General features: G+C 69.6%; 28 protein-coding genes. 23 read left to right on the top strand and 5 right to left on the bottom strand.

The window, feature by feature from the left end:
- The first annotated feature begins 2 nt into the window (after positions 1-2).
- Positions 3-281, top strand: a complete 279-nt coding sequence (locus AN478_RS01105; RefSeq protein WP_054964777.1) for a hypothetical protein — start codon at positions 3-5, stop codon at positions 279-281.
- Between the two features lie 27 nt (positions 282-308).
- Positions 309-623, top strand: coding sequence for a cell division protein FtsB (gene ftsB / locus AN478_RS01100; protein ID WP_054964776.1), 315 nt, complete (start codon positions 309-311; stop codon positions 621-623).
- Between the two features lie 43 nt (positions 624-666).
- Here ftsB and AN478_RS01095 read toward each other — a convergent pair whose 3' ends face one another.
- Together AN478_RS01095 and ygfZ are read right to left on the bottom strand one after the other, a co-directional pair.
- Positions 667-972: a DUF4936 family protein gene (locus AN478_RS01095; protein WP_054964775.1), complete on the bottom strand. Its 306-nt coding sequence runs from the start codon at positions 970-972 to the stop codon at positions 667-669.
- Entirely contained in the window at positions 969-2,012 is a 1,044-nt protein-coding gene (gene ygfZ / locus AN478_RS14600; RefSeq protein ID WP_054964774.1) for a CAF17-like 4Fe-4S cluster assembly/insertion protein YgfZ, read from the bottom strand. The genes AN478_RS01095 and ygfZ overlap by 4 nt, the downstream gene beginning before the upstream one ends.
- A 129-nt stretch (positions 2,013-2,141) precedes the next feature.
- Here ygfZ and sdhC point away from each other — a divergent pair, with 129 nt between their 5' ends.
- Genes sdhC through AN478_RS01070 form a run of 4 tightly spaced genes read left to right on the top strand, consistent with a single transcriptional unit; the run spans position 2,142 to position 5,431 of the window.
- Complete coding sequence (gene sdhC, locus AN478_RS01085; protein WP_143004167.1) at positions 2,142-2,534, top strand: succinate dehydrogenase, cytochrome b556 subunit; 393 nt, start codon at positions 2,142-2,144, stop codon at positions 2,532-2,534.
- 10 nt (positions 2,535-2,544) lie between these two features.
- The gene (gene sdhD / locus AN478_RS01080; protein WP_054964772.1) at positions 2,545-2,904 is read left to right on the top strand and encodes a succinate dehydrogenase, hydrophobic membrane anchor protein; all 360 of its coding nucleotides are present in this window, start codon (positions 2,545-2,547) and stop codon (positions 2,902-2,904) included.
- The gene (gene sdhA / locus AN478_RS01075) at positions 2,901-4,691 is read left to right on the top strand and encodes a succinate dehydrogenase flavoprotein subunit (protein ID WP_054964771.1); all 1,791 of its coding nucleotides are present in this window, start codon (positions 2,901-2,903) and stop codon (positions 4,689-4,691) included. The genes sdhD and sdhA overlap by 4 nt, the downstream gene beginning before the upstream one ends.
- Positions 4,692-4,738: 47 nt before the next feature.
- Positions 4,739-5,431 (top strand): succinate dehydrogenase iron-sulfur subunit, encoded by a 693-nt coding sequence (locus tag AN478_RS01070; protein WP_054964770.1) that lies wholly within the window; start codon positions 4,739-4,741, stop codon positions 5,429-5,431.
- Positions 5,432-5,443: 12 nt separating this feature from the next.
- Here AN478_RS01070 and nadB read toward each other — a convergent pair whose 3' ends face one another.
- On the bottom strand, positions 5,444-7,159 hold the full coding sequence (gene nadB / locus AN478_RS01065; RefSeq protein ID WP_074471442.1) for an L-aspartate oxidase: 1,716 nt from the start codon (positions 7,157-7,159) through the stop codon (positions 5,444-5,446).
- Between the two features lie 199 nt (positions 7,160-7,358).
- Between nadB and rpoE the strand changes: the two genes are divergently transcribed.
- From rpoE to AN478_RS00990, 15 genes are all read left to right on the top strand, one after another.
- Positions 7,359-7,949: an RNA polymerase sigma factor RpoE gene (gene rpoE, locus AN478_RS01060; RefSeq protein ID WP_054964769.1), complete on the top strand. Its 591-nt coding sequence runs from the start codon at positions 7,359-7,361 to the stop codon at positions 7,947-7,949.
- A 3-nt stretch (positions 7,950-7,952) separates the two neighbouring features.
- A complete protein-coding gene (locus tag AN478_RS14595; protein ID WP_054964768.1) occupies positions 7,953-8,534 on the top strand; it encodes a sigma-E factor negative regulatory protein in 582 nt (193 codons plus the stop codon).
- Entirely contained in the window at positions 8,534-9,511 is a 978-nt protein-coding gene (locus AN478_RS01050) for a MucB/RseB C-terminal domain-containing protein (protein WP_054964767.1), read from the top strand. Before AN478_RS14595 ends, AN478_RS01050 begins: the two co-directional genes overlap by 1 nt.
- A gap of 3 nt (positions 9,512-9,514) precedes the next feature.
- A complete protein-coding gene (locus AN478_RS01045) occupies positions 9,515-10,027 on the top strand; it encodes a SoxR reducing system RseC family protein (RefSeq protein ID WP_054964766.1) in 513 nt (170 codons plus the stop codon).
- 56 nt (positions 10,028-10,083) lie between these two features.
- Positions 10,084-11,487: a DegQ family serine endoprotease gene (locus tag AN478_RS01040; RefSeq protein WP_082432707.1), complete on the top strand. Its 1,404-nt coding sequence runs from the start codon at positions 10,084-10,086 to the stop codon at positions 11,485-11,487.
- A gap of 106 nt (positions 11,488-11,593) precedes the next feature.
- Positions 11,594-13,396 (top strand): translation elongation factor 4, encoded by a 1,803-nt coding sequence (gene lepA / locus AN478_RS01035; protein WP_054964764.1) that lies wholly within the window; start codon positions 11,594-11,596, stop codon positions 13,394-13,396.
- Positions 13,393-14,163, top strand: a complete 771-nt coding sequence (lepB, locus tag AN478_RS01030) for a signal peptidase I (RefSeq protein WP_054964763.1) — start codon at positions 13,393-13,395, stop codon at positions 14,161-14,163. The genes lepA and lepB overlap by 4 nt, the downstream gene beginning before the upstream one ends.
- Positions 14,164-14,206: 43 nt before the next feature.
- Positions 14,207-14,578 carry a DUF4845 domain-containing protein gene (locus AN478_RS01025; RefSeq protein WP_054964762.1) on the top strand — a complete coding sequence of 124 codons (372 nt, stop codon included), beginning with the start codon at positions 14,207-14,209 and terminating at the stop codon, positions 14,576-14,578.
- Positions 14,571-15,245: a ribonuclease III gene (gene rnc / locus AN478_RS01020; RefSeq protein WP_054964761.1), complete on the top strand. Its 675-nt coding sequence runs from the start codon at positions 14,571-14,573 to the stop codon at positions 15,243-15,245. The genes AN478_RS01025 and rnc overlap by 8 nt, the downstream gene beginning before the upstream one ends.
- Positions 15,238-16,134 (top strand): GTPase Era, encoded by an 897-nt coding sequence (era, locus tag AN478_RS01015; RefSeq protein WP_054964760.1) that lies wholly within the window; start codon positions 15,238-15,240, stop codon positions 16,132-16,134. Before rnc ends, era begins: the two co-directional genes overlap by 8 nt.
- 44 nt (positions 16,135-16,178) lie before the next feature.
- On the top strand, positions 16,179-16,898 hold the full coding sequence (gene recO / locus AN478_RS01010; protein ID WP_054964759.1) for a DNA repair protein RecO: 720 nt from the start codon (positions 16,179-16,181) through the stop codon (positions 16,896-16,898).
- Between the two features lie 78 nt (positions 16,899-16,976).
- The gene (gene pdxJ, locus AN478_RS01005; protein WP_054964758.1) at positions 16,977-17,714 is read left to right on the top strand and encodes a pyridoxine 5'-phosphate synthase; all 738 of its coding nucleotides are present in this window, start codon (positions 16,977-16,979) and stop codon (positions 17,712-17,714) included.
- A 14-nt stretch (positions 17,715-17,728) separates the two neighbouring features.
- A complete protein-coding gene (acpS, locus tag AN478_RS01000) occupies positions 17,729-18,106 on the top strand; it encodes a holo-ACP synthase (RefSeq protein WP_074471443.1) in 378 nt (125 codons plus the stop codon).
- Positions 18,107-18,193: 87 nt separating this feature from the next.
- A complete protein-coding gene (locus tag AN478_RS00995; protein ID WP_054964757.1) occupies positions 18,194-18,460 on the top strand; it encodes a ComEA family DNA-binding protein in 267 nt (88 codons plus the stop codon).
- Positions 18,461-18,542: 82 nt separating this feature from the next.
- Positions 18,543-19,235, top strand: a complete 693-nt coding sequence (locus AN478_RS00990) for a type I 3-dehydroquinate dehydratase (RefSeq protein ID WP_054964756.1) — start codon at positions 18,543-18,545, stop codon at positions 19,233-19,235.
- Positions 19,236-19,257: 22 nt separating this feature from the next.
- Here AN478_RS00990 and AN478_RS00985 read toward each other — a convergent pair whose 3' ends face one another.
- Entirely contained in the window at positions 19,258-19,659 is a 402-nt protein-coding gene (locus AN478_RS00985) for a c-type cytochrome (protein WP_054964755.1), read from the bottom strand.
- A gap of 84 nt (positions 19,660-19,743) precedes the next feature.
- Entirely contained in the window at positions 19,744-20,601 is an 858-nt protein-coding gene (locus tag AN478_RS00980; RefSeq protein ID WP_054964754.1) for a thioredoxin family protein, read from the bottom strand.
- Positions 20,602-20,910: 309 nt separating this feature from the next.
- Here AN478_RS00980 and galU point away from each other — a divergent pair, with 309 nt between their 5' ends.
- The gene (gene galU, locus AN478_RS00975) at positions 20,911-21,819 is read left to right on the top strand and encodes a UTP--glucose-1-phosphate uridylyltransferase GalU (RefSeq protein ID WP_054964753.1); all 909 of its coding nucleotides are present in this window, start codon (positions 20,911-20,913) and stop codon (positions 21,817-21,819) included.
- A 75-nt stretch (positions 21,820-21,894) separates the two neighbouring features.
- Positions 21,895-23,607, top strand: coding sequence for a bifunctional sulfate adenylyltransferase/adenylylsulfate kinase (locus AN478_RS00970; protein WP_054964752.1), 1,713 nt, complete (start codon positions 21,895-21,897; stop codon positions 23,605-23,607).
- Positions 23,608-23,677 lie beyond the last annotated feature (70 nt).

Below are 23,677 nucleotides of genomic sequence, written 5' to 3'. Positions count from 1 at the left end.
CCATGCTCCTGGAACCGGCGTGGGCCGTGGGCGCGGGCGGAGTGGCCGGGGTCCTGGCGGGGGTGGTCTACTTCCGCGCCCTGCGCGCCGTGGCCGGACGCCTGGCCCGGGAGGGCGCCGGGCGAGGGCCGGTGGTACTGGGGCTGGCCTGGCGACTGGCCCTGGTGGTCGGGCTGGCGGCCGCGGTGACCTATACTGGGGGCACGCCGGGCGCGGTGGCCATGCTGGTTGGCCTGGTCCTGGCCCGGGTGGTGGTTCCGCGCCGGCGCGAGGCGGCCTGAGCCGCGGCGGCCCGGAAGGGGAAAGCCATGCGTATCCTGCTGGTGGTCCTGGCCGCCCTCCTGGTGGTGCTCCAGTACAGCCTGTGGCTGGGGGACCGCAACCTGCGCGCCGTCTGGGAGCGGCAGGGCGAGGTGGAGGAGCTGAAGGAGGAGGTGGGTCGGCTCGAGGCCCGCAACCGGCAGCTCCGGGCGGAGGTGGAGGACCTGCGCCGGGAGGGGGCGGCCATCGCCGAACGGGCGCGGGAGGACCTGGGCATGATCCGGCAGGATGAGGTCTTCATCCGGATGGTGCGGCCCCGGGGCCCCGGTGATGCTGGCGGGGAGGAAGGCAGCGGGGGGTGACCACCAGGGTCACCTTCCCGGCCACCCCGCGGCGGCAGGAATGCTACGCCCCGGAGTCCGCCCGCGGGAAGGCCTCCACATGGCGATGCTCCTCCGCGGCGAGCCAGCCCTCCAGCCCCGAGCGCTCCACCGCCGTCCTCAGGGCCGCCTCGAAAACCCCCCGCTCCGTCTCCGGAACGGGCTCGTAGACCTCCATCCAGGTGCATCCATCCGGCGCGGGACCGTAGAGCCGGCCCTGGACGCCGGTCCGCCCGGCCACCACGGCGAAGATCTCCGCCCAGGCCTCTTCCGGGACGGGCCCCGGCGCCAGCCGGTAGTAGACGAAATAGCCCCACACGGGACCGTTCAACCGGCCTCCTCCGCCACGGCGTAGGGGAGCGCCAGCACCTCCAGGCCGCCCTCCGCCCCTTCCGCATACAGGCCCGCCCCGGCCTCCACCGTCTCGATGCGCAGCACCGCCAGGGCCTCCAGGCCGCCCCCCGGTCGGGGGGCGGCCTGTACGATCCGCCCCTGGGCCTGGTCCTGGCCTCGGGCGTACACCGCCTGGCCCGCTTCGAGGCCGCTGTCCCCGGCCACCCGGTACAAACGCCGCTTCAGGCGGCCCAGGTGCTTGGTGCGCGCCACCACCTCCTGGCCGGTGTAGCAGCCCTTGGTGTAGCTGATGCCGCCCAGGGGCTCCAGGTTGGCCTCCTGCGGGATGAAGGACTCGGATACCGCGGCGCCCAGGTCGGGGACGCCCGCGCGGATGCGGGCCAGTTCCCAGGCGGGCCGGCCCACGGGGCGGGCATGCGCCCGGGCGGCCTCCAGGGCGGCCGGGCCGTGCTCGGGGGGCACCAGGGCCAGGAAGGCCGGGATCGGCCCGGGTAGGGGCACCAGGGTCCCGGTCTCCCCGCGGGTCACCCGATCCGGCACCGCCTGCCCGGCGCCCACCGCCGCCAGGCCGGCCTGCTCCGCACCCGCGCCGGACAGGCCGAGACGTACCCAGTCTGCGCGGGCATCGTGCAGGGCCACGTCGGCGCGCAGGACGAACATGCGCAGCCGCTTGGTGAGCTGATCGAAGACGTCGTTCGGGAATTCCAGGGCGTAGCCGTTCTCGAAGGCGAACACCAGCATCCCCGCCAGGACCCGTCCTTTGGGGGAGAGGTGCGCGGCCAGCACCGGGGTGCCGTGCTCGGCGGGGTGGACATCGTTGGTGAGCTGGCCCTGCAGGAAGGACAGCACCTCGGTGCCCGTGGCGGTGAGCAGGCCGCGGTCGTCCAGCGGGGTGACCACGGCGGATTCGGCTTCCACCGCCCCAAGCTCGCCGGCCGGGTCGCCGAAATCGCGAATGCATGCTCCTTCCCAGTGGGCCCCCTGGTTCTCCAGGGCCGTGCGCCATCGGGCTTCCATGGGCTTCCTTCCTTGGCCGATATCCGAATATTCCGATCGGGATTATGCCCCACGCCGGCGGGCCGGTCCAAGGCTCCGCGCGGTCCATTGTTCCGGCCGCGCGGGCTCTTCTATACTGACGCCATGGCCATGAAGCCCACCGATCCCTGGAATCGCCCGGTCTTCCTTCACCTCCTTCGCATCCGCTTTCCGGTGGGGGCATGGGCGTCCATCCTGCACCGGATCACCGGAGTGATCCTGGTGGCGGCTGTGCCCGCGACCCTCGCCCTGGTGGCGTACAGCGCCCGCTCCCCGGCTAACTTCCAGCAGGTGGGGGGCTGGCTGGCCAGTGGCGGGGCCGGGGTGGGGATCGCCCTGGTGCTCGGTGCCCTGGCTCATCACATCTTCGCCGGGATCCGCCTCCTGCTCATGGAGGCGGGACTGGGGGAGGGCCTGCCGGTGGCACGCAGCACCGCCTGGGCCAGCATGGTGGGGGCCGCCCTGGTGGTGGTCGCCGCCCTGGCCTTGTTCTGGATCAGGTAAGGAGCACCCCATGGCGCGTACCCTGGGCGGGGCCCGCAGCGGGCTGGCGGCTTGGTGGTGGCAGCGGGTCACGGCCGTGTACCTGCTGGTCTTCCTGGCCGCGGGCCTGGGTGGGCTGCTGCTCGCGCCCCCGCAGGACTACGCCCAGTGGCGGGCGTTTCTGGCCGCGCCCTGGGTGCGGGTGGCGCTGATGCTGTTCGTGGTGGCCACGGCGGTCCACGCCTACGTGGGGGTGCGGGACGTCTTCATGGACTACGTCCCCCGCGGCGGGGTGCGGACCACGGCTTTCATCCTTTGGGCGGCGGCGGTGGCCGCCTTCGTTGCCTGGGGGGTGGTTTGGGTAACCGGCCTTGGGGGAGGCGTGACATGACCACCCGTGTGGTGCAGGGCGACATCCCGGTGCGGCAGTTTGACACCCTGGTCATCGGGGCCGGCGGGGCCGGGCTCCGTGCCGCCCTGCAGCTGTCCCGGGCCGAGGCCTCCACGGCGGTGCTGTCCAAGGTGTTCCCCACCCGCTCCCACACCGTGGCCGCCCAGGGCGGCATGAACGCGGCCCTGGGCAACATGCTCGAGGACCGCTGGATCTGGCACATGTACGACACGGTGAAGGGCAGCGACTACCTGGCCGACCAGGATGCCGTGGAGTACATGTGCCGGGCCGCCCGCCGCTTGGTGGTGGAGCTGGAGCACGAGGGCGTGCCCTTCTCCCGCAACGAGCGGGGCTACATCTATCAGCGCCCCTTCGGCGGCCAGAGCCGGGAGTTCGGCGGGGACCAGGCCGCCCGCACCTGCGCCGCCGCCGATCGCACCGGCCACGCCATTCTGCACACCTTGTACCAGCAGAACATCCTGGCCGGAACCTACTTCTTCGACGAATACCTGGCCCTGGACCTGATCCGCGACGAGGAGGGCTGTGTGCTCGGCGCGGTGGCCATGGAGATCGCCAGCAGCGAGCTGGTGGTGATCCAGGCCAAGGCCACTCTGGTGGCCACCGGGGGGGCGGGGCGGATCTTTCGCACCAGCACCAACGCCGAGATCAACACCGGCGACGGCCTGGGGCTGGTGCTGCGGGCCGGGCTGCCGGCGGAGGACATGGAGTTCTTCCAGTTCCACCCCACCGGCATCGCCGGGGCGGGCGTCTTGATCACCGAGGGGGTCCGCGGCGAGGGGGGCTACCTGGTCAACAGCGAGGGGGAGCGCTTTATGGAGCGTTACGCCCCCCACGCCAAGGACCTCGCCAGCCGCGACGTGGTGAGCCGGGCCATAGTGACCGAGGTGCGCGAGGGCCGTGGCTGCGGCCCGGAGGGCGACCATGTCCTGCTGAAGCTCGACCACCTCGGCGAGGAGCTCATCAGCCAGCGCCTGCCGGGGATCCGGGAGAGCGCCAGGCGCTTCGCCAAGGTGGATCCGGTCCACGAGCCCATCCCCGTGTATCCCACCAGCCATTTCACCATGGGCGGCATCCCCACCAACCGCTTCGGCGAGGTGGTGGTGGGGCCCGACGGGGCCGACCACGACGAGGTCGTGCCCGGCCTGTACGCCATCGGGGAGTGCGCCTGCGTATCGGTGCACGGCGCCAACCGGCTGGGGGGCAACTCCCTGCTGGACATCGTGGTGTTCGGCCGGGCGGCCGGCAACCGCATCCAGGAGTATCTGGACCGCAACCGCTACCACCGTCCGCTGCCGGCGGACGCCGCCGATCCCGCCCGGGAGCGCCTCGCTCGCCTCGATGAGGGGCGGGGCGGGGGCGAGTCCCCGGGCGCGCTGCGCCGTGAGCTGCAGACCTTGCTGGAGCGCCACTTCGGCGTGTTCCGCGATCCGGCGGACATGGCGGCGGGGCTGGAGCGCCTGGAGGCCCTGGGCGAGCGCCTCGCGGCCATGGACGTGGGGGACCGGGGGGCGGTGTTCAACACCGCGCGGGTGGAGGCCCTGGAGCTGCAGAACATGTACCAGGCGGGGCTGGCCACGGCCTACGCCGCCCACAACCGCACGGAGAGCCGCGGCGCCCACCTGCGCGCCGACTATCCGGAGCGGGACGACGCCCGCTGGCTCAAGCATTCCCTGTTCTACCTGGACGGGCGGCGCATGGCCTACAAGCCGGTGCGCCTGCAGCCGCTCACGGTGGATTCCTTCCCGCCCAAGGAGCGGGTCTACTAGCGCGCTTCCCCGCAGGGCCGGCGCGCACCCATCCGCGGAGGGAACCGGTGCGCTTTCAGATCTACCGCTACGACCCCGAGCGCGACGAGCAGCCGCGCCTGCAGGAATACGAGATCGAGCCGCCCGGGCCCATGCTCCTGGACGCCCTGGAGGCCCTCAAGGAGCGGGCCGATCCCACGCTGACCTTCCGCCGCTCCTGTCGGGAGGGGGTTTGCGGGTCGGACGCCATGAACATCAACGGCCGCAACGGGCTGGCCTGCATCACCCCCCTGGAGGGCCTCCGCGAGCCGGTGACCCTGCGGCCCCTTCCGGGGCAGCCGGTGATCCGCGACCTGGTGGTGGATCTGGAGCAGTTCTACGCCCAGTACCGGGCGGTGCAGCCCTACTTGCAGAACGACGAGCCCCGGCCGGAGCATGAGCGGCTGCAGAGCCCGGCGGAGCGGGCCCGGTTGGACGGCCTCTACGAATGCATCCTGTGCGCCTGCTGCACCACCGCCTGTCCCTCCTTCTGGTGGAATCCCGATCGCTTCCTGGGGCCGGCGGCCCTGCTGCAGGCCCAGCGGTTCATCGCGGACAGCCGGGATACGGCGACGGAGGAGCGGTTGAGCCAGCTGGACGACGTGTTCAAGCTGTATCGCTGCCGGACCATCATGAACTGCACCGAGGTCTGCCCCAAGGGACTGAGCCCCTCGACCGCCATCGCAGAGATCAAGCGGGCCCTGTTCCGGCGGGAGACCTGAGCGGAGCCGGGCTCAGCCCTCCCCGGCGTCGCGGTGCGGGGAAGGCGGAGCCGAGCCCTGGTTTCCGGAAATGGGCACGTCCTCGGTGCGGTCGTAGCCGTCGGCGGTGCGGTACACCACCGTGTCCCAGGACGGTCGGCTGGTATCGGGGCCGGGGTAGTCCTGGTTGTAATGCAGTCCCCGGCTCTCGCGGCGGGAGCGGGCGGAGCGGATGATCAGGTCCGCCACCAGGGCCAGATGGCGGAGCTCGATGAGGTCCTGGGTGACCGTGAAGCGGGCGTAGTACTCCTCCACCTCGCCCATGAGCATGTCCAGGCGGCGCTTGGCGCGCTCCAGGCGCTTGTCCGTGCGCACGATCCCCATGTAGTCCCACATGAACTGGCGCAGCTCCGCCCAGTCGTGGGCAACCACCACCTCCTCGTTGGACTCGGTGACCCGGCTGGTGTCCCAGCTGGGAATCTCCGGAACCCTCGCCGGATCCCGCGCCACCTGCTCGCGGATGGCGGCCTGGGCGGCGTCCGCCAGCACCAGGCCCTCCAGCAGGGAGTTGCTGGCCAAGCGGTTGGCGCCGTGCAGGCCGGTGTGGGCGGTTTCGCCGGCGGCGAACAGCCCCTCCAGGTCGGTGTGCCCCTCCAGGTCGGTGACGATCCCCCCACAGGTGTAATGGGCGGCGGGCACCACCGGGATGGGCTCGGTGGCCATGTCGATGCCGTACTCCAGGAGCTTGGCCCGGATGGTGGGGAAGTGGCGCTCCAGGAACTCCCGGGGCTGGTGGGTGATGTCCAGGTAGACGCAGTCGGCCCCGGTGCGCTTCATCTCGTAGTCGATGGCCCGGGCGACGATGTCGCGCGGTGCCAGCTCGGCGCGCTCGTCGTGGCGGGTCATGAAGCGGTCGCCGTCGGCCAGGCGCAGGATACCGCCTTCCCCCCGCACCGCCTCCGAGATCAGGAACGTCTTGGCCTCGGGGTGGTAGAGGCAGGTGGGGTGGAACTGGATGAACTCCATGTTGGCCACCCGGCACCCGGCCCGGTAGGCCATGGCGATGCCGTCGCCGGTGGCCACGTCCGGATTGGTGGTGTAGAGATAGACCTTGCCGGCCCCACCCGTGGCAAGCAGCGTGGCCCGGGCGCCGAAGGTACGCACCCGGCCGCTGGGCACGTGGAGGGCGTAGGCGCCCCAGCAGCGGTCCCCCTCCGGGGATTCCCGGCCCAGCTTGGCCGCGGTGATGAGCTGGATCGCCACGTGCTGGTCCAGCAGGCGTATGTTGGGATGGGCCTGCGCCTCCTCCAGCAGGGTGGTCTCCACGGCCCGGCCGGTGGCGTCGGCGGCATGGATGATGCGCCGGTGGCTGTGTCCCCCCTCGCGGGTAAGATGGAAGCCGGCCAGGGGCCCTTCTTCGCCCGGTTCCCGGGTGAAGGGGACGCCCATGTGGATGAGGCGCTGGATGGCCTCCGGGCCGTGGCGGACCACGTACTCCACCGTTTCCGGGTGGCACAGGCCGGCCCCGGCCTCCAGGGTGTCGGCGATGTGGTCGTCGAAGGAGTCGAGGGGGTCGAGGACCGCGGCGATGCCGCCCTGGGCGTACAGGGTGGCGGATTCTCCGGCGGAGCCCTTCGTGAGGACCGTAACCTGGTGGTCGCCGGCCAGGGCCAGGGCCGCCGATAGGCCGGCGATGCCCCCGCCGATGATCAGAATATCGCTCGGATCGCTACTTGGGTGCTCTGCCATGGCCCTCAAGGTACGCCAAGGGTCCGTGCAGGCCAAGCGCATGGCGGTTAGCCCCGCTGGGGAGGGGGGCGCAGGTCTGCTAATATGACCAATTTCGGCGGGTTTCCGCCGATGGGTATGGAAACTCCCCGACGCGGCCGGTGTCTGACCAAACAGTCCGCCGGCTTCCGTCCCCCAGTCCGGGAAGCGCGAAGCGAAAATGGGCGATCGTCAAACCGATCAGCAGCTGGTTGAGCGGGTAAAAAACGGCGAGCAGCAGGCATTCGATCTGCTCGTGCGCAAATACCAGCATAAAGTGTATGGTCTAGTCAGCCGGTTCATCTCCGATCCTGCGGCGGTGGAGGACGTGGTCCAGGAGAGCTTCATCAAGGCCTACCGCTCCCTGGACCGGTTTCGGGGAGACAGCGCCTTTTATACCTGGCTCTACCGGATCGCGGTGAACACCGCCAAGAATTACCTCGTGGCCAAGGGCCGCCGGCCCCCGGACGCGGATATCGACGCCAGCGATGCGGAGCAGATGAGCGGGGCCGACGTAATGCGCGAGGTGGGCACTCCCGAGGATGTCGCGCTGTCCAAGGAGATGAGCGAGAAGGTCCTGCAGGTGATCGAGGAGCTCCCATCCGACCTGCGCACGGCGCTGACGCTACGCGAGATTGACGGCCTGACCTACGAGGAGATCGCCAAGGTCATGGACTGTCCCATCGGGACAGTCCGCTCCCGGATCTTCCGGGCCCGGGAGGCCGTCAATAACGCCCTTGAAGCCCTGTCTCGGGAAAAGGAGGAGCAATAGCCGATGGGGTCCTGTGACTTTGAAGCCGTTTCCGCGATGGTGGACGGTGAGCTGAGCGAGAACGAGTGCGACGCGGTCATCGAGCATCTGAATCAATGTCGGGACTGCTGCCGCCTGTTCGAGCGGTTCCACACCACCCGGACCCTGATGCGCGGCGAAGGCGAGATTGTCGTCCCCGAGGGGTTCTGTGAGCGCGTGGCCGCCGCCATAGCCGAGGAGGCCCCTGCCGCCGGCCGCGAGGAGGGAGGCCGCGCGGGTCGGTCCGCATCGAGCCGCGGGGCCTTCCCCGCCCAGTGGGGCTGGCTGGCCACCGCCGCCAGCGTGGCCGGTGTGGCGGTGGCCGGGGCGCTGCTCTGGTCCCAGACCGCCACAGGGCCCACCTCCGGTCCCGAACCTTCCTCCACCCTGGCCGATTCCGGCGCCAGCGCCTCCGATCCCGCCGAGCCCTCCGGGCTGCAGACCGCTTCCGAAACCGAAAAGAGCATGGCGACCATCCAGCGGTACCTGCCCGAGCACTCCAGTCTGGTCCCGAGCGGCCCCGAGGCCCGGTTCCAGCGAACGAGTCTCGAGGTCAACGAGCGCTGATGGTGCGGTTATCCCTGCTTCCCCATCTTGCTGTCCTGCTGGCGGCCGTCGCCGTCTCCAGCGCCGAGGCCCGGGAAGACCTGGAAGCGCAGGTGGAGCGCATGATCCAGGCCGCCCGCGGCATGACCTACGAAGGAATCCTCGTCCACGGGACGTCCGTGGGGGTGGAGTCCATGCGGCTGTACCACCGGGGAGAGCCCGATGGCGGTTTCCGCGAGCGGCTGGTGATGCTGACCGGGCCCGCGCGGGAGCTGGTGCGCGAGGTGGACGGGGTCAAGCGCTACCACCCCGAGATCGGCCAGGTCATCGCCGGGCCCCGGCGGAGCGGAACGGCCATCTTCAAGCTGGCCGAGAAGGATCTCCAGCGGGTCCGGGACCACTACCGGCTGACAGCGGGCCCGAGCGGGCGCGTGGCCGGCCGGGAGGCCCGGGCCGTGGAGTTCCGGGCCGGGGACGGCCAGCGCTTCACCTACCGGGTCTGGCGCGACAAGGCCACAGATCTGCCGCTGCAGACGGAGGTGCTGTCCGAGGACGGCCAGGTCATGGAGACCTTCACCTTCGCCGCCGTTTCCCCCGACGGGGTCCTGGATGACGGGGATCTGCAGCTGGAGGTGCCCGCGGGCACCCGCCAGTTGGAGCGCCGGGAGCTGGGCCGGGAGGAGCATCCTTCCGTATTGGAAGGCATGCAGCTCCCGCCCGGCTTCCGGCTAGATGCCCGCTTCGAGGTGCCCGGGAAGGAAGGGGGGACCCATTTCTTCTACACCGACGGGCTGGCCACCCTGTCGCTGTTCCTGGAGCGGGTGGAGGACGGGTCCCGGCAGGGCAGCGAGGTGGGGGAGATCCTCCAGCGTGGCGCCCTGCATGCCTGCTCCGTGCACCATGAGCGCTACCGCGTGACGCTCCTGGGCGAGCTTCCTGGGCCCGCCCTCCGGAAGATCGCCACGAGCCTGATCAAGCCGGCCGATGAGGAGTCCTGAACGGTGATCGAGGCCGAGGCCACGGTGGTTGCCGTGAACGACGGGGAGGTGGAGGTGGAGGCCTCCACCGACGGCGGGGGGTGCGGGAGCTGCCACTCCGCCGGGGGGTGTGGCGGCGGGCGCACCATCCTGGGCACGCGTCCTGGGGCCGCGACCCGCCTGCGCGTCGCCGCGGACCTGGCCGTGGGGCCGGGGGACCGGGTGGTCGTCGGCCTGCCCGAAGGCGGCTATCTGCGCGCCTCGGTGGCGCTCTACCTCGTGCCCCTGCTGGGCATGTTCGGCGGTGCAGGGATTGCCGAGGGCGTGCTCGGCCGCCTCTTTTCCGGAGGCGCCCCGGAGATCCTCACCCTCGTGGCCGGCCTGGCGGGGCTGGGGGGCGGGTTCCTGTGGCAGCGCGGCTTCGGCCGTCGGTTGGCCAGCGATCCCTCCCGGCGTCCGCGCATCATCCGGCGTGCCCCCGGCAGCGAGCAGCCGTCCACCTGCCGTCCCCTTTCGTCACCGGGCGCGGGCGCCTGAGGGCCGGCAGCGGACCCTGTCCCAACCGCATGAGAACCCATGGGAGAATGCCTTTGATGCAACGCCAGAGCTCCAGAGGGATGGCCGCGTGGGCGTTTTTCCTTCTGTGTCTCCTGATGATGGCCCCCGCCACCTCTTCGGCCCAGAAGGCCGGGCTCCCGGACTTCACCACCATCGTGGAAGACCAGGGGAAGGCGGTGGTGAACATCAGCACCACGCAAAAGGTGCAGGGTGGGGGGCAGCCCAACCTCCCTCCCCAGTTCGAGGGGACCCCCTTCGAGGAGTTCTTCCAGCGCTTCTTCGGGGACATGCCCCGGCGGGAATACGAGACCCAATCCCTGGGCTCCGGCTTCATCATCTCCCAGGACGGTTACATCGTCACCAACGCCCACGTCATCAAGAACGCCACCGAGATCGTGGTGCAGCTCACCAACCGCCAGCAGTACCAGGCCGAGGTGGTGGGCAAGGACGAGACCCTCGACGTGGCCCTGCTCAAGGTGGACGCCGAGGACCTGCCCACGGTGGAGGCGGGGGACCCCGAGGAGCTGAGCGTGGGCGAGTGGGTGGTGGCCATCGGTTCCCCCTTTGGGTTCGAGAACAGCGTCACCGCCGGCATCGTCAGCGCCAAGGGGCGCAGCCTGCCCACCGACAACTACGTCAACTTCATCCAGACCGACGTGGCTGTGAACCCGGGCAATTCCGGCGGGCCGCTTTTCAACCTGGACGGCAAGGTGGTGGGCATCAACGCCCAGATCTATTCCCAGTCGGGCGGCTTCATGGGCCTGTCCTTCGCCATCCCCATCGACGTGGCCATGGACGCGGTGCGCCAGATCCAGGAGCATGGCGAGGTTCAGCGCGGTTGGCTGGGCGTATATATTCAGGACGTCTCGCCGGATCTGGCCGAGTCCTTCGGGATGGACAAGCCGGTGGGCGCCCTGGTCGCCCGCGTGGTGGAGGACAGCCCCGCGGCGGAGAGCGGGCTGCGGTCCGGGGACGTGATCGTCGAGGTGGACGGCGAGGAGGTCCGTACCTCGGGCGGCCTGCCGCCCAAGATCGGGCGCATCCGGCCCGGCTCCGAGGCCACCCTCACGGTGGTACGCGACGGGGAGCGCCAGGAGATCGAGGTGACCGTGGGCTCGCAGGACCGGGCCCGGCAGGCCGGCGCCGAGGAGCACCCGGAGGAGGTGCTCGGCATGCGGGTGCGGCCCGTTGCCGAGGAGGACCGACGCGACCTGGGCCTCCCCGAGGGGCAGGGCGTGCAGGTTGCCCGGGTGACCGGGGAGCCGGCGCGATCGGCCGGGGTGCGCCAGGGGGACATCATCCTGAAGCTGGGTAACCGCACGGTGGAGGATCCGGCAAGCATGGCGCGGCTCGTCGCCGAGCTGCCCTCCGGCCGGGTGGTGCCCATGCTGGTGCGGCGCGGGCAGGGGGCGCTATTCCTGCCGATCCGGATCCCCTGAACCGGCGTACCAGGGAAGACCAGCGGGGGATGGGTGCCGCGGAGCGGCGCCCATCCCCTACGTTTGTTCAGGCTGTTGTCCCGCACAGGAACCAGGCGGAGGACCGTTGAAGCTCGACAACATTCGCAACTTTTCCATCATCGCCCACATCGACCACGGCAAGTCCACCCTGGCCGACCGCTTCATCCAGGAGTGCGGCGGGCTCGCCGATCGGGAGATGGCCGACCAGGTCCTGGACGGCATGGACCTGGAGCGGGAGCGCGGCATCACCATCAAGGCGCAGAGCGTGCGGCTGCTCTACACCGCCGATGACGGTGAGACCTACACCCTCAACCTCATCGATACCCCGGGCCACGTGGACTTCTCCTACGAGGTGTCCCGTTCCCTGGTGGCCTGCGAGGGGGCCTTGCTGGTGGTGGACGCCTCCCAGGGGGTGGAAGCCCAGAGCGTGGCCAACACCTACCAGGCGGTGGAGTACGACCTCGAGGTGATCCCCGTCCTCAACAAGATCGATCTGCCCAGCGCCGAGCCGGAACGGGTCAAGGGGGAGATCGAGGAGGTGATCGGCATCGAGGCGGAGGACGCCGTGGAGGCCAGCGCCAAGGAGGGCATCGGCATCCGCGAGATCCTCGAGCGCCTGGTGCGCGACGTGCCGCCGCCGGAAGGGGATCCCGAGGGGCCCGCCAAGGCCCTGGTGGTGGATTCCTGGTACGACAAGTACCAGGGGGCGGTGGCGCTGGTGCGGGTCATGAACGGGTCCATCCGCAAGGGCCAGCGCATCCAGATGATGGCCACCGGGCGCACCTTCACGGTGGGCACGGTGGGCGTGATGACCCCCAAGCCGGTGGAGCTGGACAGCCTGGAGGCAGGAGGGGTGGGCTTCGTCATCGCCGGGATCAAGGACGTGGACGGCGCCAAGGTGGGGGATACCATCACCGACGCCGAACGTCCCGCCCCGGAGCCCTTGCCCGGGTTCCAGGAGGTCAAGCCGCAGGTCTTCGCCGGCCTCTATCCCACCGAGTCCGACCAGTACGAGGAACTGCGCGACGCCCTGGCCAAGCTGCGGCTCAACGACTCCAGCCTGCAGTACGAGCCGGAGACCTCCCACGCCCTGGGCTTCGGCTTTCGCTGCGGCTTCCTCGGCAAGCTCCACATGGAGATCATCCAGGAGCGCCTGGAGCGGGAGTACGACCTCGATCTGATCACCACCGCGCCGACAGTGGTGTACCTGGTCCACACCCATACCGGGGAGACCGTGCGGGTGGAGAACCCGGCGGAGCTGCCCGAGGTGGGCGAGATCGAGTCCATCGAGGAGCCCTTCATGCTCGCCAACATCCTGGTGCCGCAGAGCCAGGTGGGCGAGGTGATCCGGTTGGCGGAGGAGAAGCGGGGCCGGCAGAAGAACCTGCACTACACCAACGCCGGCCAGGTGATGGTGACCTACGAGCTGCCCATGAACGAGGTGGTCACGGACTTCTTCGAGCGGCTCAAGTCCATGACCTCCGGCTACGCCTCCATCGACTACGAGCTCAGCGGCTACCAGGCCTCGGACCTGGTGCGCCTGGACATCCTGGTGAACGAGGACCGGGTGGACGCCCTGTCCCTGATCGTGCACCGCGACCAGGCCTACTACCGTGGCCGCGAGCTGGCCAAGAAGCTCAAGGATATGATCCCGCGGCAGATGTTCGACATCGCCATCCAGGCTTCCCTCGGCTCCCGGGTGATCGCGCGGGAGACGGTGAAGGCCCTGCGCAAGAACGTGACGGCCAAGTGCTACGGCGGCGATGTGACCCGCAAGCGCAAGCTCATGGAGAAGCAGAAGGAAGGGAAGAAGCGCATGAAGCAGGTGGGCTCGGTGACCATTCCCCAGGAGGCGTTCCTGGCGGCCCTGTCAGTGGATGAAGAATGAATTTCACCCTGTTGCTCGTGGTCCTGCTCCTGGCCACCGGGGCGGTGTGGCTGGGCGGGTGGCTCTACCAGCGCCTGCGCAAGCGCGGCGGGGAAGGGCGCCCGGTGGTGGTGGAGTACGCCCGCTCCCTGTTCCCCGTGATCCTGGTGGTGCTGCTGATCCGCTCCTTCGTAGTGGAGCCCTTCAAGATCCCCTCGGGGTCCATGCTGCCCACCCTGCGGATCGGCGACTTCATCCTGGTGAACAAGTTCGAATATGGCTTGCGGGTGCCCCTGGTGGGCTACAAGCTTACCGACGGCAGCCCTCCCGAGCGCGGGGACGTGATCGTCTTCCAGTTCCCCGAGGATCGGAGCGTGGACTACATCAAGCGCATCGTCGCCGTTCCCGGGGACCGGCTGGCGTTCCGGGACGACACCCTGATGGTCAACGGCAAGCCCGTGCCCCGCTCCGCGGACGGCCGCTTCACCTATCGGGAGCCGCGCGGGGGCACGGTGTACGCGGAGCGCTTCGAGGAGCGCACCGAAGAGCACCGCTACCATGTGCTCTATACCGAGAACCGCCAGGGGCGCAGCATCAACGACCCCATCCAGGTTCCGGAAGGCCGGTATTTCGTGATGGGGGACAACCGGGACAATAGCAACGACAGCCGCTATTGGGGCACGGTCCCGGAGCGCAACATCCTCGGCGAGGCGTTCATGGTCTGGTGGTCCTGGGACGGGCGGGCGAATGCCCCGCGCTGGGGCCGTCTGGGGGAATGGGTCGACTAGTGCCCGGCGGTGGCGCACAGCAAGCAAGCAAAGGGGGGAAACAATGACGACTTGGCGCGCGCAGAGCGGCTTTGGCGTGTGGAGCGTACTGTTCTGGCTGGCCTTCGTGGGCGTGGTGGCGTGGCTCGGGGCGCGGGTCTTCCCGCTGTACTACGAGTACTGGGCCATCAGCCAGGTCTTCCAGGAACAGGTCCAGAAGGGCTCGCTCTACGAATCCCGCGGCGAGCTGCGGCGGGAGGTGGTCGACAAGCTCGAGTTCGAGGACGTGGACCGCCTGGAACGCTCGGAGATCCAGGTGGAGAAAAAGCCGACCGGACAATACCGGGTGTTCGCGGAGTATCAGGTAGCGGTTCCCCTGTCCTCAACGATTCAAGTGGTGTTCACCTTTAGCCCGGAGGCAACCGAGGGTGGATGAGGCGACCTTACAGGCGCGAATCGGCTACTCCTTCCAGGACCCCGACCTGCTCCGTCGGGCCCTGACCCATCGTTCGGCGGGGCCCCAGAACAACGAGCGGCAGGAGTTCCTGGGGGATGCCGCCCTGAACTTCACCGTGGCGAGCTGGCTGTACGAGCGGTTCCCGCAGGAGCGGGAAGGGGTGCTGTCGCGCCTGCGGGCCCGGCTGGTGTGCACCGAGGCCCTGGCTGAGATCGCCGAGGAGCTGGAGCTGGGCAAGCTGGTCTACCTCGGTCCCGGCGAGCGCAAGGCCGGCGGCCACCGGCGGGAGTCCATCCTGGCGGACAGCGTGGAAGCCCTGCTGGGCGCGGTGCTTCTGGACGGGGGGGTGGAGGCCATGCAGGGGGTGATCCACCGCCTGTGGGAGGGGCGAATAGCGGATCTGGATCCCCGCTCCGTGAACAAGGACCCCAAGACGCGGCTGCAGGAGCACCTGCAGAGCCAGGGGCAGCCCCTCCCCGAGTACCAGCTGGTGGAGGCGGTGGGCGCCGACCACCAGCGCCTGTTCTACATTGAATGCACGGTGGTGGGCTACGATCCCGTGCGAGGCGAGGGCAGCAGCAAGCGGCGCGCCGAGCAGGAGGCGGCCCAGCGCATGCTGGCCTGCATAGGTGTCGAGGATGACTGAGAAGGCGGAGTTCCGCAGCGGCATGGTAGCCCTGGTGGGCCGACCCAACGTGGGCAAGTCCACCCTGATGAACGCCGTCCTTGGGGAGAAGGTGTCCATTGTCTCCCGGCGGCCCCAGACCACCCGCCATCGCCTCCTGGGGGTGCATACCACCGGGGACCATCAGATGGTCTTCGTGGACACCCCCGGCATCCACCAGTCCAAAAAGAAGATCAACCAGTACATGGTCCAGGCCGCCCTGAGCGCCCTGGAGGGGGTGGACGCGGTGGTCTTCGTGGTGGAGGCCCTGAAGTGGACGGAGGGGGACGCGGCCATCCTGGAGCGGCTGGGGGAGGTGGGCACCCCGGTGATCGCCGTGGTCAACAAGGTGGACCGGGTGTCCCCCCGCGAGAAGCTGCTGCCCTATCTGGAGGAGCTGCAGGGCCGCTTCCCCTTCGCCGCCCTGGTCCCCCTGTCCGCGGAGAAGGGGGACAACCTGGATTCCCTCCTGGGCGAGCTGGAGGTGCGCCTTCCGGAGGGCCCGCCCCTGTTCCCGGAGGACCAGATCACGGACCGCAGCCTGCGCTTCCTGTGCGCCGAGCTCATCCGCGAGCAGGTGTTCCATCAGCTCGGCGAGGAGGTGCCCTACGCCACCGAGGTCCAGGTGGAGCACTTCCAGGAGGAAGAGGGCCTGGTACGCATCAACGCCAACATCCTGGTGGAGCGGGAGGGGCAGAAGGCCATCGTCCTGGGCCGCCAGGGCCGGCGCATCAAGGCCATCGGCACCCAGGCGCGGCTGGCCATCGAGCACCTCCTGGAGGCCCGCGTCCATCTGGAGCTGTTCGTACGCGTCCGCGAAGGGTGGACCGGGGACGACCGGGCCCTGCGCGAGCTGGGCTACGAGGGCTGAGCCCTACCTCCGGGGCCGAACCTCCCTCATCCAAGGCGAGCACCGTGACCGCCTCCGCACCGCAGAACGCCTACGTACTCCACCGGCGCCCCTACCGCGAGACCAGCCTCCTGGTGGAGCTGTTCTCCGAGCGCGACGGCCGGGTGGGGGTGGTGGCCCGGGGCGGACGCAAACCGCGCAAGGGGGGACCGGTCCTGGAGCCCTTCCGCCCCCTGGAAGTCGCTTGGACGGGGCGCGGCGAGCTCCGCAACCTGGCGGGGGCGGAGGCGGCCGGGCCGGCCGCCGCCCTGCGGGGCGAGGCCCTGTACCTCGGCCTGTACCTGAACGAGCTGCTGGTCCGCCTGTGCCCCCGCTTCGACCCTTATCCCCGGGTGTTCGGGGTCTACGAGCACGCCCTGGCCGCCCTGGCGGGCGGAGAACGGGATGTTCCGCTCCGTCGCCTCGAGCGCTGCCTGGTCGAGGACCTGGGGGTTGCCCCCGACTGGGAGCGCTGCGCGGGCTGCGGGGCGCCGGTGGAGGCCGCGGAGCGCTACGCCTGGGAGGCGGAGCGCGGCCTCCTGTGCGGTTCCTGCAGCCCCGCCGAGTCGGCCTTCCCCGGTCGGGCGGTGCGGTTCCTGGCCGGGGCCGAGGGGGATCCCGCCCCGGAAGACCGCCGCCGGGCCCGCGACCTGATGCGGGCGGTCCTCGGCCCGTACCTGGGCCCCCGTCCCCTGGAAAGCCGGGCCCTCCTCCAAAGCTTGCGCCGCAAGGGCGGCCGGTCCTGAGTGGGCGCATGTGTTACCCTTCCGAATGACTTCCCCCCATCTCCCATGCACGACCAGAGCGCACACGGAACCGCCGCGATGATCGAGCTCGGTGTCAATATCGACCACGTCGCCACCCTCCGCCAGGCCCGCCTGACCTCCTACCCGGAGCCGCTCCATGCGGCCCTGGAGGCGGAGCGGGCCGGGGCGGACGGCATTACGGCGCATCTCCGCGAGGACCGGCGGCATATCCAGGAGCGGGACATCCGCTACCTGGCGGAGACGGTGCAGACCAAGCTCAATCTCGAGATGGCCATGACCGAGGAGATGGTGGCCATTGCCGAGGACGTGCGTCCGGCCGATTGCTGCCTGGTGCCGGAGCGGCGGGCGGAGCTCACCACCGAGGGGGGCCTGGACGTGGCCTCCCAGGTGAGCGCCGCGCAATGGGCCTGCGAGCGGCTGGCGCGGGCGGGGGTGCGGGTCTCGCTGTTCGTCGACCCGGATCCCGCCCAGCTGGAGGCGGCCGCCAAGGCCGGTGCCCCGGTGGTGGAGCTGCACACCGGCGCCTACGCCAACGCGGCGACACGGGAAGAGCGCGAGCGGGAGTTGGAGCGCATCGAGGCCGCCGTGGCCCGGGCCCACGGGCTGGGCCTCCGCGTGCACGCCGGGCACGGCCTGGACTACGTCAACGTGGAGCCCATCGCTGCCCTGTCCGGGGTGCGGGAGCTGAACATCGGCCACGCCATCGTCGCGCGGGCCATCTTCGACGGGCTGGGCCAGGCGGTGCGGGAGATGAAGCGCCTGATGCGGGAAGCGGCCCCCTCCCACGGAACCTGACCGGGAACTTCGCGGTGATCCTGGGGATGGGCAACGACCTGGTGGACGTCCGGCGCATCCGTCGGGCCCTGGAGCGCAACGGGGACCGTTTGCTCCGGCGGCTGTTCACGGAGGAAGAGCGCCAAGCCGCCGGGGAGCGCAAGGACCTGGGCCTCTACGTGGCCTCCCGCTTCGCCGCCAAGGAGGCGGCGGCCAAGGCGCTGGGAACGGGGATCCACCAGGGGGTCCGCTTCCGCGACCTGGAGGTGCGCCGGGCCCCGGGGCGCCCCCCGGAGCTGCACCTGCATGGCAGGGCGGCGGACCATGGCCGGCACCTCGGGGTGCTGCGGTCCCACCTGAGCCTGTCCGACGAGGGAGACTACGCCCTGGCCACGGTGATCCTGGAGGGGTGAGCCCAAACGGAGGGTTGATTTTTTATTGACAGCAAGAACAGGTGTCTGGCAAAAGAATGACAATTCTTTCCACAAAGGGGATTTGTCATGCGCCAGCATCTGATTGCACTTGTCCTCGGCCTCGCCGCCTGCCTGCCCGTGGCCGGTCAGGCCGCCGAGCCGCTGGACATCAACGAGGCCAACGCCGAGGAGCTCACCGCCCTGAACGGTGTTGGCGAGGTGCTGGCCGAGCGCATCGTGACCTACCGCGAGGACAATGACGGTTTCGACTCCGTGGCCGAGCTGGAAGAGGTGAACGGAATCGGGGCCAAGACCCTCGAAAGCCTGCAGGAAGGGGTGACGGTAGGGGACTGAGCGCCCCGCGATACGCTATGGCCTCAAGGCCGCGCCCCGGGCGCGGCCTTTTGCTGTTGGTTGTCCACGATCCGGAGGGAACATGTCCCGGCCCAGTCTGATTGCCTCCCTGGCCTATCCGAACGCGGCCGCCCTGCCCAGCGACGGCACCGCGCGGGTTGCCCCCGCGGATATGGTAGAGGTCCGCCTGGACGCGGTGGAGGGCGAGGCGGACACCGCGGTGGCGCTATGCCGGGAGGTGGCCGGATGGGGTCGGCCCCTGCTGGTGACCCCGCGCAGCCCCGGAGAGGGGGGGATGCGGCAGTGGCAGGCGGGGGAGCGTAGTGCGCTGCTGGACGCGCTCTGGGCGGAGATTGCTCCCGCGGCGGTGGACGTGGAGCTCCGCGATTCCCCCCGGCTCCTGGAGTGGACCGTGGCCAATGGCCCGGCAGGCACCGAGGTGATCGCCTCCTTCCACGATTTCGAGGGATTCCCGGGGGTGGGGTGGCTGGAGGTCCTGGCCCTGGAGGCCCAGGCCAAGGGCGCCGACCGGTTCAAGGCGGCGGTGCGGGTGGCGGACCCGGGGGAAATGGCGGACCTAGCCTGCTGGACGCGGAGCCGGAGCCGGAGCTTCCCCCTGATCACCATGGCCGTGGGGGCCGCCGGCAGCCTGTCGCGCCTCATGAACGGAGCCTTTGGCAGCGGGGCCTGCTACGCCCATATCGAGGAGGCTACCGCCCCGGGGCAGCTCTCGGTGGCGGAGCTGGCCCCCCTGCTCGAGCGGTTCTACGTCTAGGCCGGTATCCCCCTCCGGGGCCTCACTCGCTGTTGTGGCGCCGACCCAACTCCTTGATATAGGCCACCACTCCCTCCAGTTCGGCTTCCTTCAAGGGGATCTGCACCATGCTGGTGTCCGGCTTCATGCCCTTGGGGTAGCGGATGAATTCCCGAATCCGCTCGTCGCTCCATTTCCCCAGGCCGATCTGGGATTCCTGCCAGCCCTCGGAATCCCGGTACAGGGTCCAGAGGGGCACAGCGTCATTGCGCGCCTTGTAGCGGGGGGCATCCTCCGCATCGGGGGAGTTGGGGTGGCACAGCAGGCAGCGGGTCTCGTAGACCGTCTTCCCGGACAGACCATTGCCACCCTCGGCAAGGGCGGCCGGGGGAAGGGTGACGGCCAAGACGAGCAACAGGGCAAAGCGTGAGCACGTGTGCTGCATGGGAATCGGTCTCCAGCTGGGAACGGGGCTAGAGGGACAGCCCGACCCTAGCATGAAGACCATTATTGTTGTAGGGGTTTTCCCCTAGAAGAGCTCGCGGCTGAGGCGCTTGCGGAACTCGCTGACCAGGGGGTCGCGGTTGCCAAGCATCTCGAACAGCTCCAGCATCCGCTGGCGTCCCGTGTCCTCCCGGTATCCCCGGTCGTGGCGGACGATCTCCAGCAGGTGCTCGAAGGCGGAGCGGTAGTCCTCGGCCATCACCCGGTAGGCGGCAAGGCGGTAGCGGGCATCCAGGTCGTCGGGATCCTGCTCCAGGGCGCTCCGGGCCTCCTCCTCTGAGCCGGCCTCGGCGGCAATCCGGGAGAAGCCGATGGTGGTGCGTAGGCCCTTGACCTCGGGGTCACCGGCGTAGGAGACCGGCAGGCGCCCGAGGATGGCCTCGGCCTCCTCCGTGCGGTTCTGGAGCAGCCGCAGGCGGGCCTGCGTCAGGAGGGCCCGGGAATGGTCCGGCTCCGTCTCGAGCACCTCCGCCAGGATATCCTCGGCGCGGTCGGTTTCGCCCTGGTCCAGGAGGTCGCGGGCCTCGGCCACGGCCTTGTCGGACTCGGAAGGGATCAGGCCGTCGATGAAGCGGCGGATTTGGGGCTCGGGCAGGGCGCCGGTGAACCCGTCCGCCACCTCGCCGTCCACGAAGGCCTTGACCGCGGGAATGCCTCGGACACCATGCCGCCCGGCCAGCTCCTGGTTCCGGTCCACGTCCACCTTGGCGAGCCGGAAGCGCCCGCCGTATTCCTCCGCGACACGCTCCAGGGCCGGACCCAGGGCCTGGCACGGCCCGCACCACGCGGCCCAGAAGTCCACCACCACGGGGACCTCATGGGAGCGCTCGATGACTTGGCTCTGGAAGTCCTGGCTGTCCACATCGAGAACGGTCTCCGGCATGGATGATCCCTCCAGGGTCGGGTCGAAAAGGCGATTCCGAAATATTAGCAAATTATGATAAATAGGCCTCCCTCGGGTCCGCGTTGCCTTCGCCGGAGATATGGGCTACAGGTGGGCCATAAAAGGTGGAGTCGCAATAGCTCGGACGTCGGCGCGCCGGAGGGGTTCCCGGAGGGCCGGCGTTTGTGCGGGGGCGTTCGGGCAGGCACCATTAGAGGGTTTGTCCGAGCCTAGGCAAGTTTCATGCAGATAGGGGGGTCCGGACGGGGGGCGGATCCTGAGGCAAGCGTACCAACGAGGAGGGCCGCGATGCGGACCATCCGCAAGGCCGTTTTCCCCGTGGCGGGCATGGGGACCCGGTTCCTGCCCGCCACCAAGGCCATGGCCAAGGAAATGCTCCCGGTGGTGGACAAGCCGCTCATCCAGTACGCCGTGGAGGAGGCGGTGGCGGCGGGGATCGACCAGGTGGTCTTCGTCACCGGGCGGGGCAAGCGCTCCATCGAGGACCATTTCGACCACCAGAACGGCCTGGAGACGCTCCTGCTGGAGCAGGGCAAGGAGCACCTCGCCCAGGTGTACCGCGAGGTGTCGGATATGGCGGACGTTACCTACGTGCGGCAGAAGCAGCCCCTGGGCCTGGGCCACGCCGTTTGGTGCGCCCGCCACGTGATCGGCGACGAGCCCTTCGCCGTCCTCCTGCCGGACGACCTGATCGACGCCGAGCCAGGCGCCATCGCCCAGATGAAGGAGGCCTACGAGGCCACCGGGGGCAGCAGCCAAGTGGCCGTGGAGCCCGTGGACCCGCAGGCGGTGAAGTCCTACGGGGTGGTGGATACGGACGTCCAGGACAGCGCGAGCTATCCGGTGCGTGGCCTGGTAGAGAAGCCGGATCCCGCGGTGGCCCCCAGCAACCTCGGCGTCATCGGGCGCTACATCCTGAGCCCAACGGTCTTCGAGCCGCTGGGCCGCGCCGAGCGCGGGGCGGGTGGGGAGATCCAGCTCACCGACGCCCTCCAGGCGCTGATCACCGAATACGGGGAGTCCCTGCACGCCTTCCCCTTCCAGGGGGTCCGGTTCGATTGCGGCTCGAAGGCCGGTTACCTCAAGGCCCAGGTGGAACTGGGCCTGCGTCACGCCGAGTTCGGCGAGGAGCTGGAGACGTTCCTCCGCGAGCGGTTGACAAGGATGGACAATAAGGCCCTTCCGGGCATGGACTGAGGAGGGCCTCCAGGGGACAGGATCCCTTCCGGTTACTAATGCAATTCGTCTGTCATTGGTTTATCAGAGGACTTTATGGATCACTTGATCGAGCCCCATGGGGGGGTGCTGTGTGACTTGCAGGTGGATGACGAGCGGGCGGAGGAGCTGAAGGCGGCCTCCATCGACTACCCCTCGGTGACCCTGTCCGATCGCCAGCTGTGCGATCTGGAGCTGCTCCTGAACGGGGGGTTCTCGCCGCTGACGGGCTTCCTCGGCGAGGAGGACTACCACGGCGTGCTGGAGAAATGCCGCCTGAGCGATGGCACGGTGTGGCCCATGCCCATCACCCTGGACGTCGCCGAGGACACGGCGGCGGGACTGGAGCCGGGGCAGCCGGTGGCGCTGCGCGACCCCGAGGGCTTCATGCTCGCCGTGCTCCACCTCGAGGAGACCTACCGCCCGGACAAGGAACGCGAGGCCGAGGCGGTGTTCGGCACCTCCGACCGTCACCACCCCGGCGTGGCCTACCTGCTCGACCGCTCCGGCCCTGTCTACCTCGCCGGCCGGGTGGAAGGCCTGCAGCTGCCGCTGCACTACGACTTCACCGAGCTGCGGCTGACCCCCGCCGAGCTGCGCACCGAGTTCGCCAAGCGCGGCTGGCGGCGGGTGGTGGCCTTCCAGACCCGCAACCCCATGCACCGGGCCCACCAGGAGCTCACCCTGCGCGCCGCCAGCGAGCAGGAGGCCGGCCTGCTCATCCACCCCGTGGTGGGCATGACCAAGCCCGGCGACATCGACCACTTCACCCGGGTGCGCTGCTACCAGGCCCTCGCCGAGCACTACCCCGACAAGATGATGACCCTGGCCCTGCTGCCCCTGGCCATGCGCATGGGCGGCCCGCGCGAGGCCCTGTGGCACGCCCTCATCCGCAAGAACTACGGCTGCACCCACTTCATCGTCGGGCGCGACCACGCCGGCCCCGGCAAGAACGGCGACGACGAGGACTTCTACGGCCCCTACGACGCCCAGGAGCTGGTGGCCGAGTACGAGGAAGAGCTCGGCATCCGCATGGTGCCCTTCAAGGAGATGGCCTACGTGGAGGAGCGCGCCGAGTACCTCCCCGTGGACGAGGTCCCGGCCGACGCCACCGTCAAGAAGCTCTCCGGCACCGAAGTGCGCCGCCGCCTCAAGGAGGGTTTGGAGATCCCCGAATGGTTCTCCTACCCCAACGTGGTGGCCGAGCTGCGCCGCTCCCATCCGCCCAAGCACAAGCAAGGCCTGACCATCTTCTTCACCGGCCTGTCGGGCTCCGGAAAATCCACCGTGGCCAACGTCCTGCTGGCGCGCTTCCGCGAGATCGGCGGCCGCCCGGTCACCCTGCTCGACGGCGACATCGTGCGCCAGCACCTGTCCAGCGAGCTGGGCTTCTCCCGCGAGCACCGCAACCTGAACGTGCGGCGCATCGGCTTCGTCGCCAGCGAGATCACCAAGAACGGCGGCATCGCCATCTGCGCGCCCATCGCCCCCTACCGCCACGTCCGGGAGGAGAACCGGGAGCTCATCGAGGGCTACGGCGGCTTCATCGAGGTGCACGTGAAAACGCCCCTGGAGGTGTGCGAGGCCCGCGACCGCAAGGGCCTCTACGCCAAGGCGCGGGCCGGACAGATCAAGGAGTTCACCGGCATCGACGACCCCTACGAGGAGCCCGTGGACCCCGAGGTGGCCATCGACACCAGCGACCTCACGCCCATGGAGGCGGCGCAGGAGGTGCTCCTGCACCTGGAGAAGGCGGGGTATCTGCGCTAGGCGAATCCGCGCCGGACCTGGAGGCGTACCAGAGGCCCGGCGGCTCGGTGACGAGCCGCCGGGCCTTTTC

Origin of the sequence: Thiohalorhabdus denitrificans (genome assembly GCF_001399755.1) — a bacterium.
GTDB lineage: Bacteria > Pseudomonadota > Gammaproteobacteria > Thiohalorhabdales > Thiohalorhabdaceae > Thiohalorhabdus > Thiohalorhabdus denitrificans.
This window is presented reverse-complemented; position numbering and strand designations above follow the sequence as displayed.

What these genes read in the sequence shown, in the direction of transcription:
- AN478_RS01105 (WP_054964777.1), top strand. Translation starts at nt 3, where the DNA reads ATGCTCCTGGAACCGGCGTGGGCCGTGGGCGCGGGCGGAGTGGCCGGG.
- ftsB (WP_054964776.1), top strand. Translation starts at nt 309, where the DNA reads ATGCGTATCCTGCTGGTGGTCCTGGCCGCCCTCCTGGTGGTGCTCCAG.
- ygfZ (WP_054964774.1), bottom strand. Translation starts at nt 2,012, where the DNA reads ATGGAAGCCCGATGGCGCACGGCCCTGGAGAACCAGGGGGCCCACTGG.
- sdhC (WP_143004167.1), top strand. Translation starts at nt 2,142, where the DNA reads ATGAAGCCCACCGATCCCTGGAATCGCCCGGTCTTCCTTCACCTCCTT.
- sdhD (WP_054964772.1), top strand. Translation starts at nt 2,545, where the DNA reads ATGGCGCGTACCCTGGGCGGGGCCCGCAGCGGGCTGGCGGCTTGGTGG.
- sdhA (WP_054964771.1), top strand. Translation starts at nt 2,901, where the DNA reads ATGACCACCCGTGTGGTGCAGGGCGACATCCCGGTGCGGCAGTTTGAC.
- nadB (WP_074471442.1), bottom strand. Translation starts at nt 7,159, where the DNA reads ATGGCAGAGCACCCAAGTAGCGATCCGAGCGATATTCTGATCATCGGC.
- rpoE (WP_054964769.1), top strand. Translation starts at nt 7,359, where the DNA reads ATGGGCGATCGTCAAACCGATCAGCAGCTGGTTGAGCGGGTAAAAAAC.
- AN478_RS14595 (WP_054964768.1), top strand. Translation starts at nt 7,953, where the DNA reads ATGGGGTCCTGTGACTTTGAAGCCGTTTCCGCGATGGTGGACGGTGAG.
- AN478_RS01050 (WP_054964767.1), top strand. Translation starts at nt 8,534, where the DNA reads ATGGTGCGGTTATCCCTGCTTCCCCATCTTGCTGTCCTGCTGGCGGCC.
- AN478_RS01040 (WP_082432707.1), top strand. Translation starts at nt 10,084, where the DNA reads ATGCAACGCCAGAGCTCCAGAGGGATGGCCGCGTGGGCGTTTTTCCTT.
- lepB (WP_054964763.1), top strand. Translation starts at nt 13,393, where the DNA reads ATGAATTTCACCCTGTTGCTCGTGGTCCTGCTCCTGGCCACCGGGGCG.
- AN478_RS01025 (WP_054964762.1), top strand. Translation starts at nt 14,207, where the DNA reads ATGACGACTTGGCGCGCGCAGAGCGGCTTTGGCGTGTGGAGCGTACTG.
- era (WP_054964760.1), top strand. Translation starts at nt 15,238, where the DNA reads ATGACTGAGAAGGCGGAGTTCCGCAGCGGCATGGTAGCCCTGGTGGGC.
- pdxJ (WP_054964758.1), top strand. Translation starts at nt 16,977, where the DNA reads ATGATCGAGCTCGGTGTCAATATCGACCACGTCGCCACCCTCCGCCAG.
- AN478_RS00995 (WP_054964757.1), top strand. Translation starts at nt 18,194, where the DNA reads ATGCGCCAGCATCTGATTGCACTTGTCCTCGGCCTCGCCGCCTGCCTG.
- AN478_RS00990 (WP_054964756.1), top strand. Translation starts at nt 18,543, where the DNA reads ATGTCCCGGCCCAGTCTGATTGCCTCCCTGGCCTATCCGAACGCGGCC.
- AN478_RS00985 (WP_054964755.1), bottom strand. Translation starts at nt 19,659, where the DNA reads ATGCAGCACACGTGCTCACGCTTTGCCCTGTTGCTCGTCTTGGCCGTC.
- AN478_RS00980 (WP_054964754.1), bottom strand. Translation starts at nt 20,601, where the DNA reads ATGCCGGAGACCGTTCTCGATGTGGACAGCCAGGACTTCCAGAGCCAA.
- galU (WP_054964753.1), top strand. Translation starts at nt 20,911, where the DNA reads ATGCGGACCATCCGCAAGGCCGTTTTCCCCGTGGCGGGCATGGGGACC.
- AN478_RS00970 (WP_054964752.1), top strand. Translation starts at nt 21,895, where the DNA reads ATGGATCACTTGATCGAGCCCCATGGGGGGGTGCTGTGTGACTTGCAG.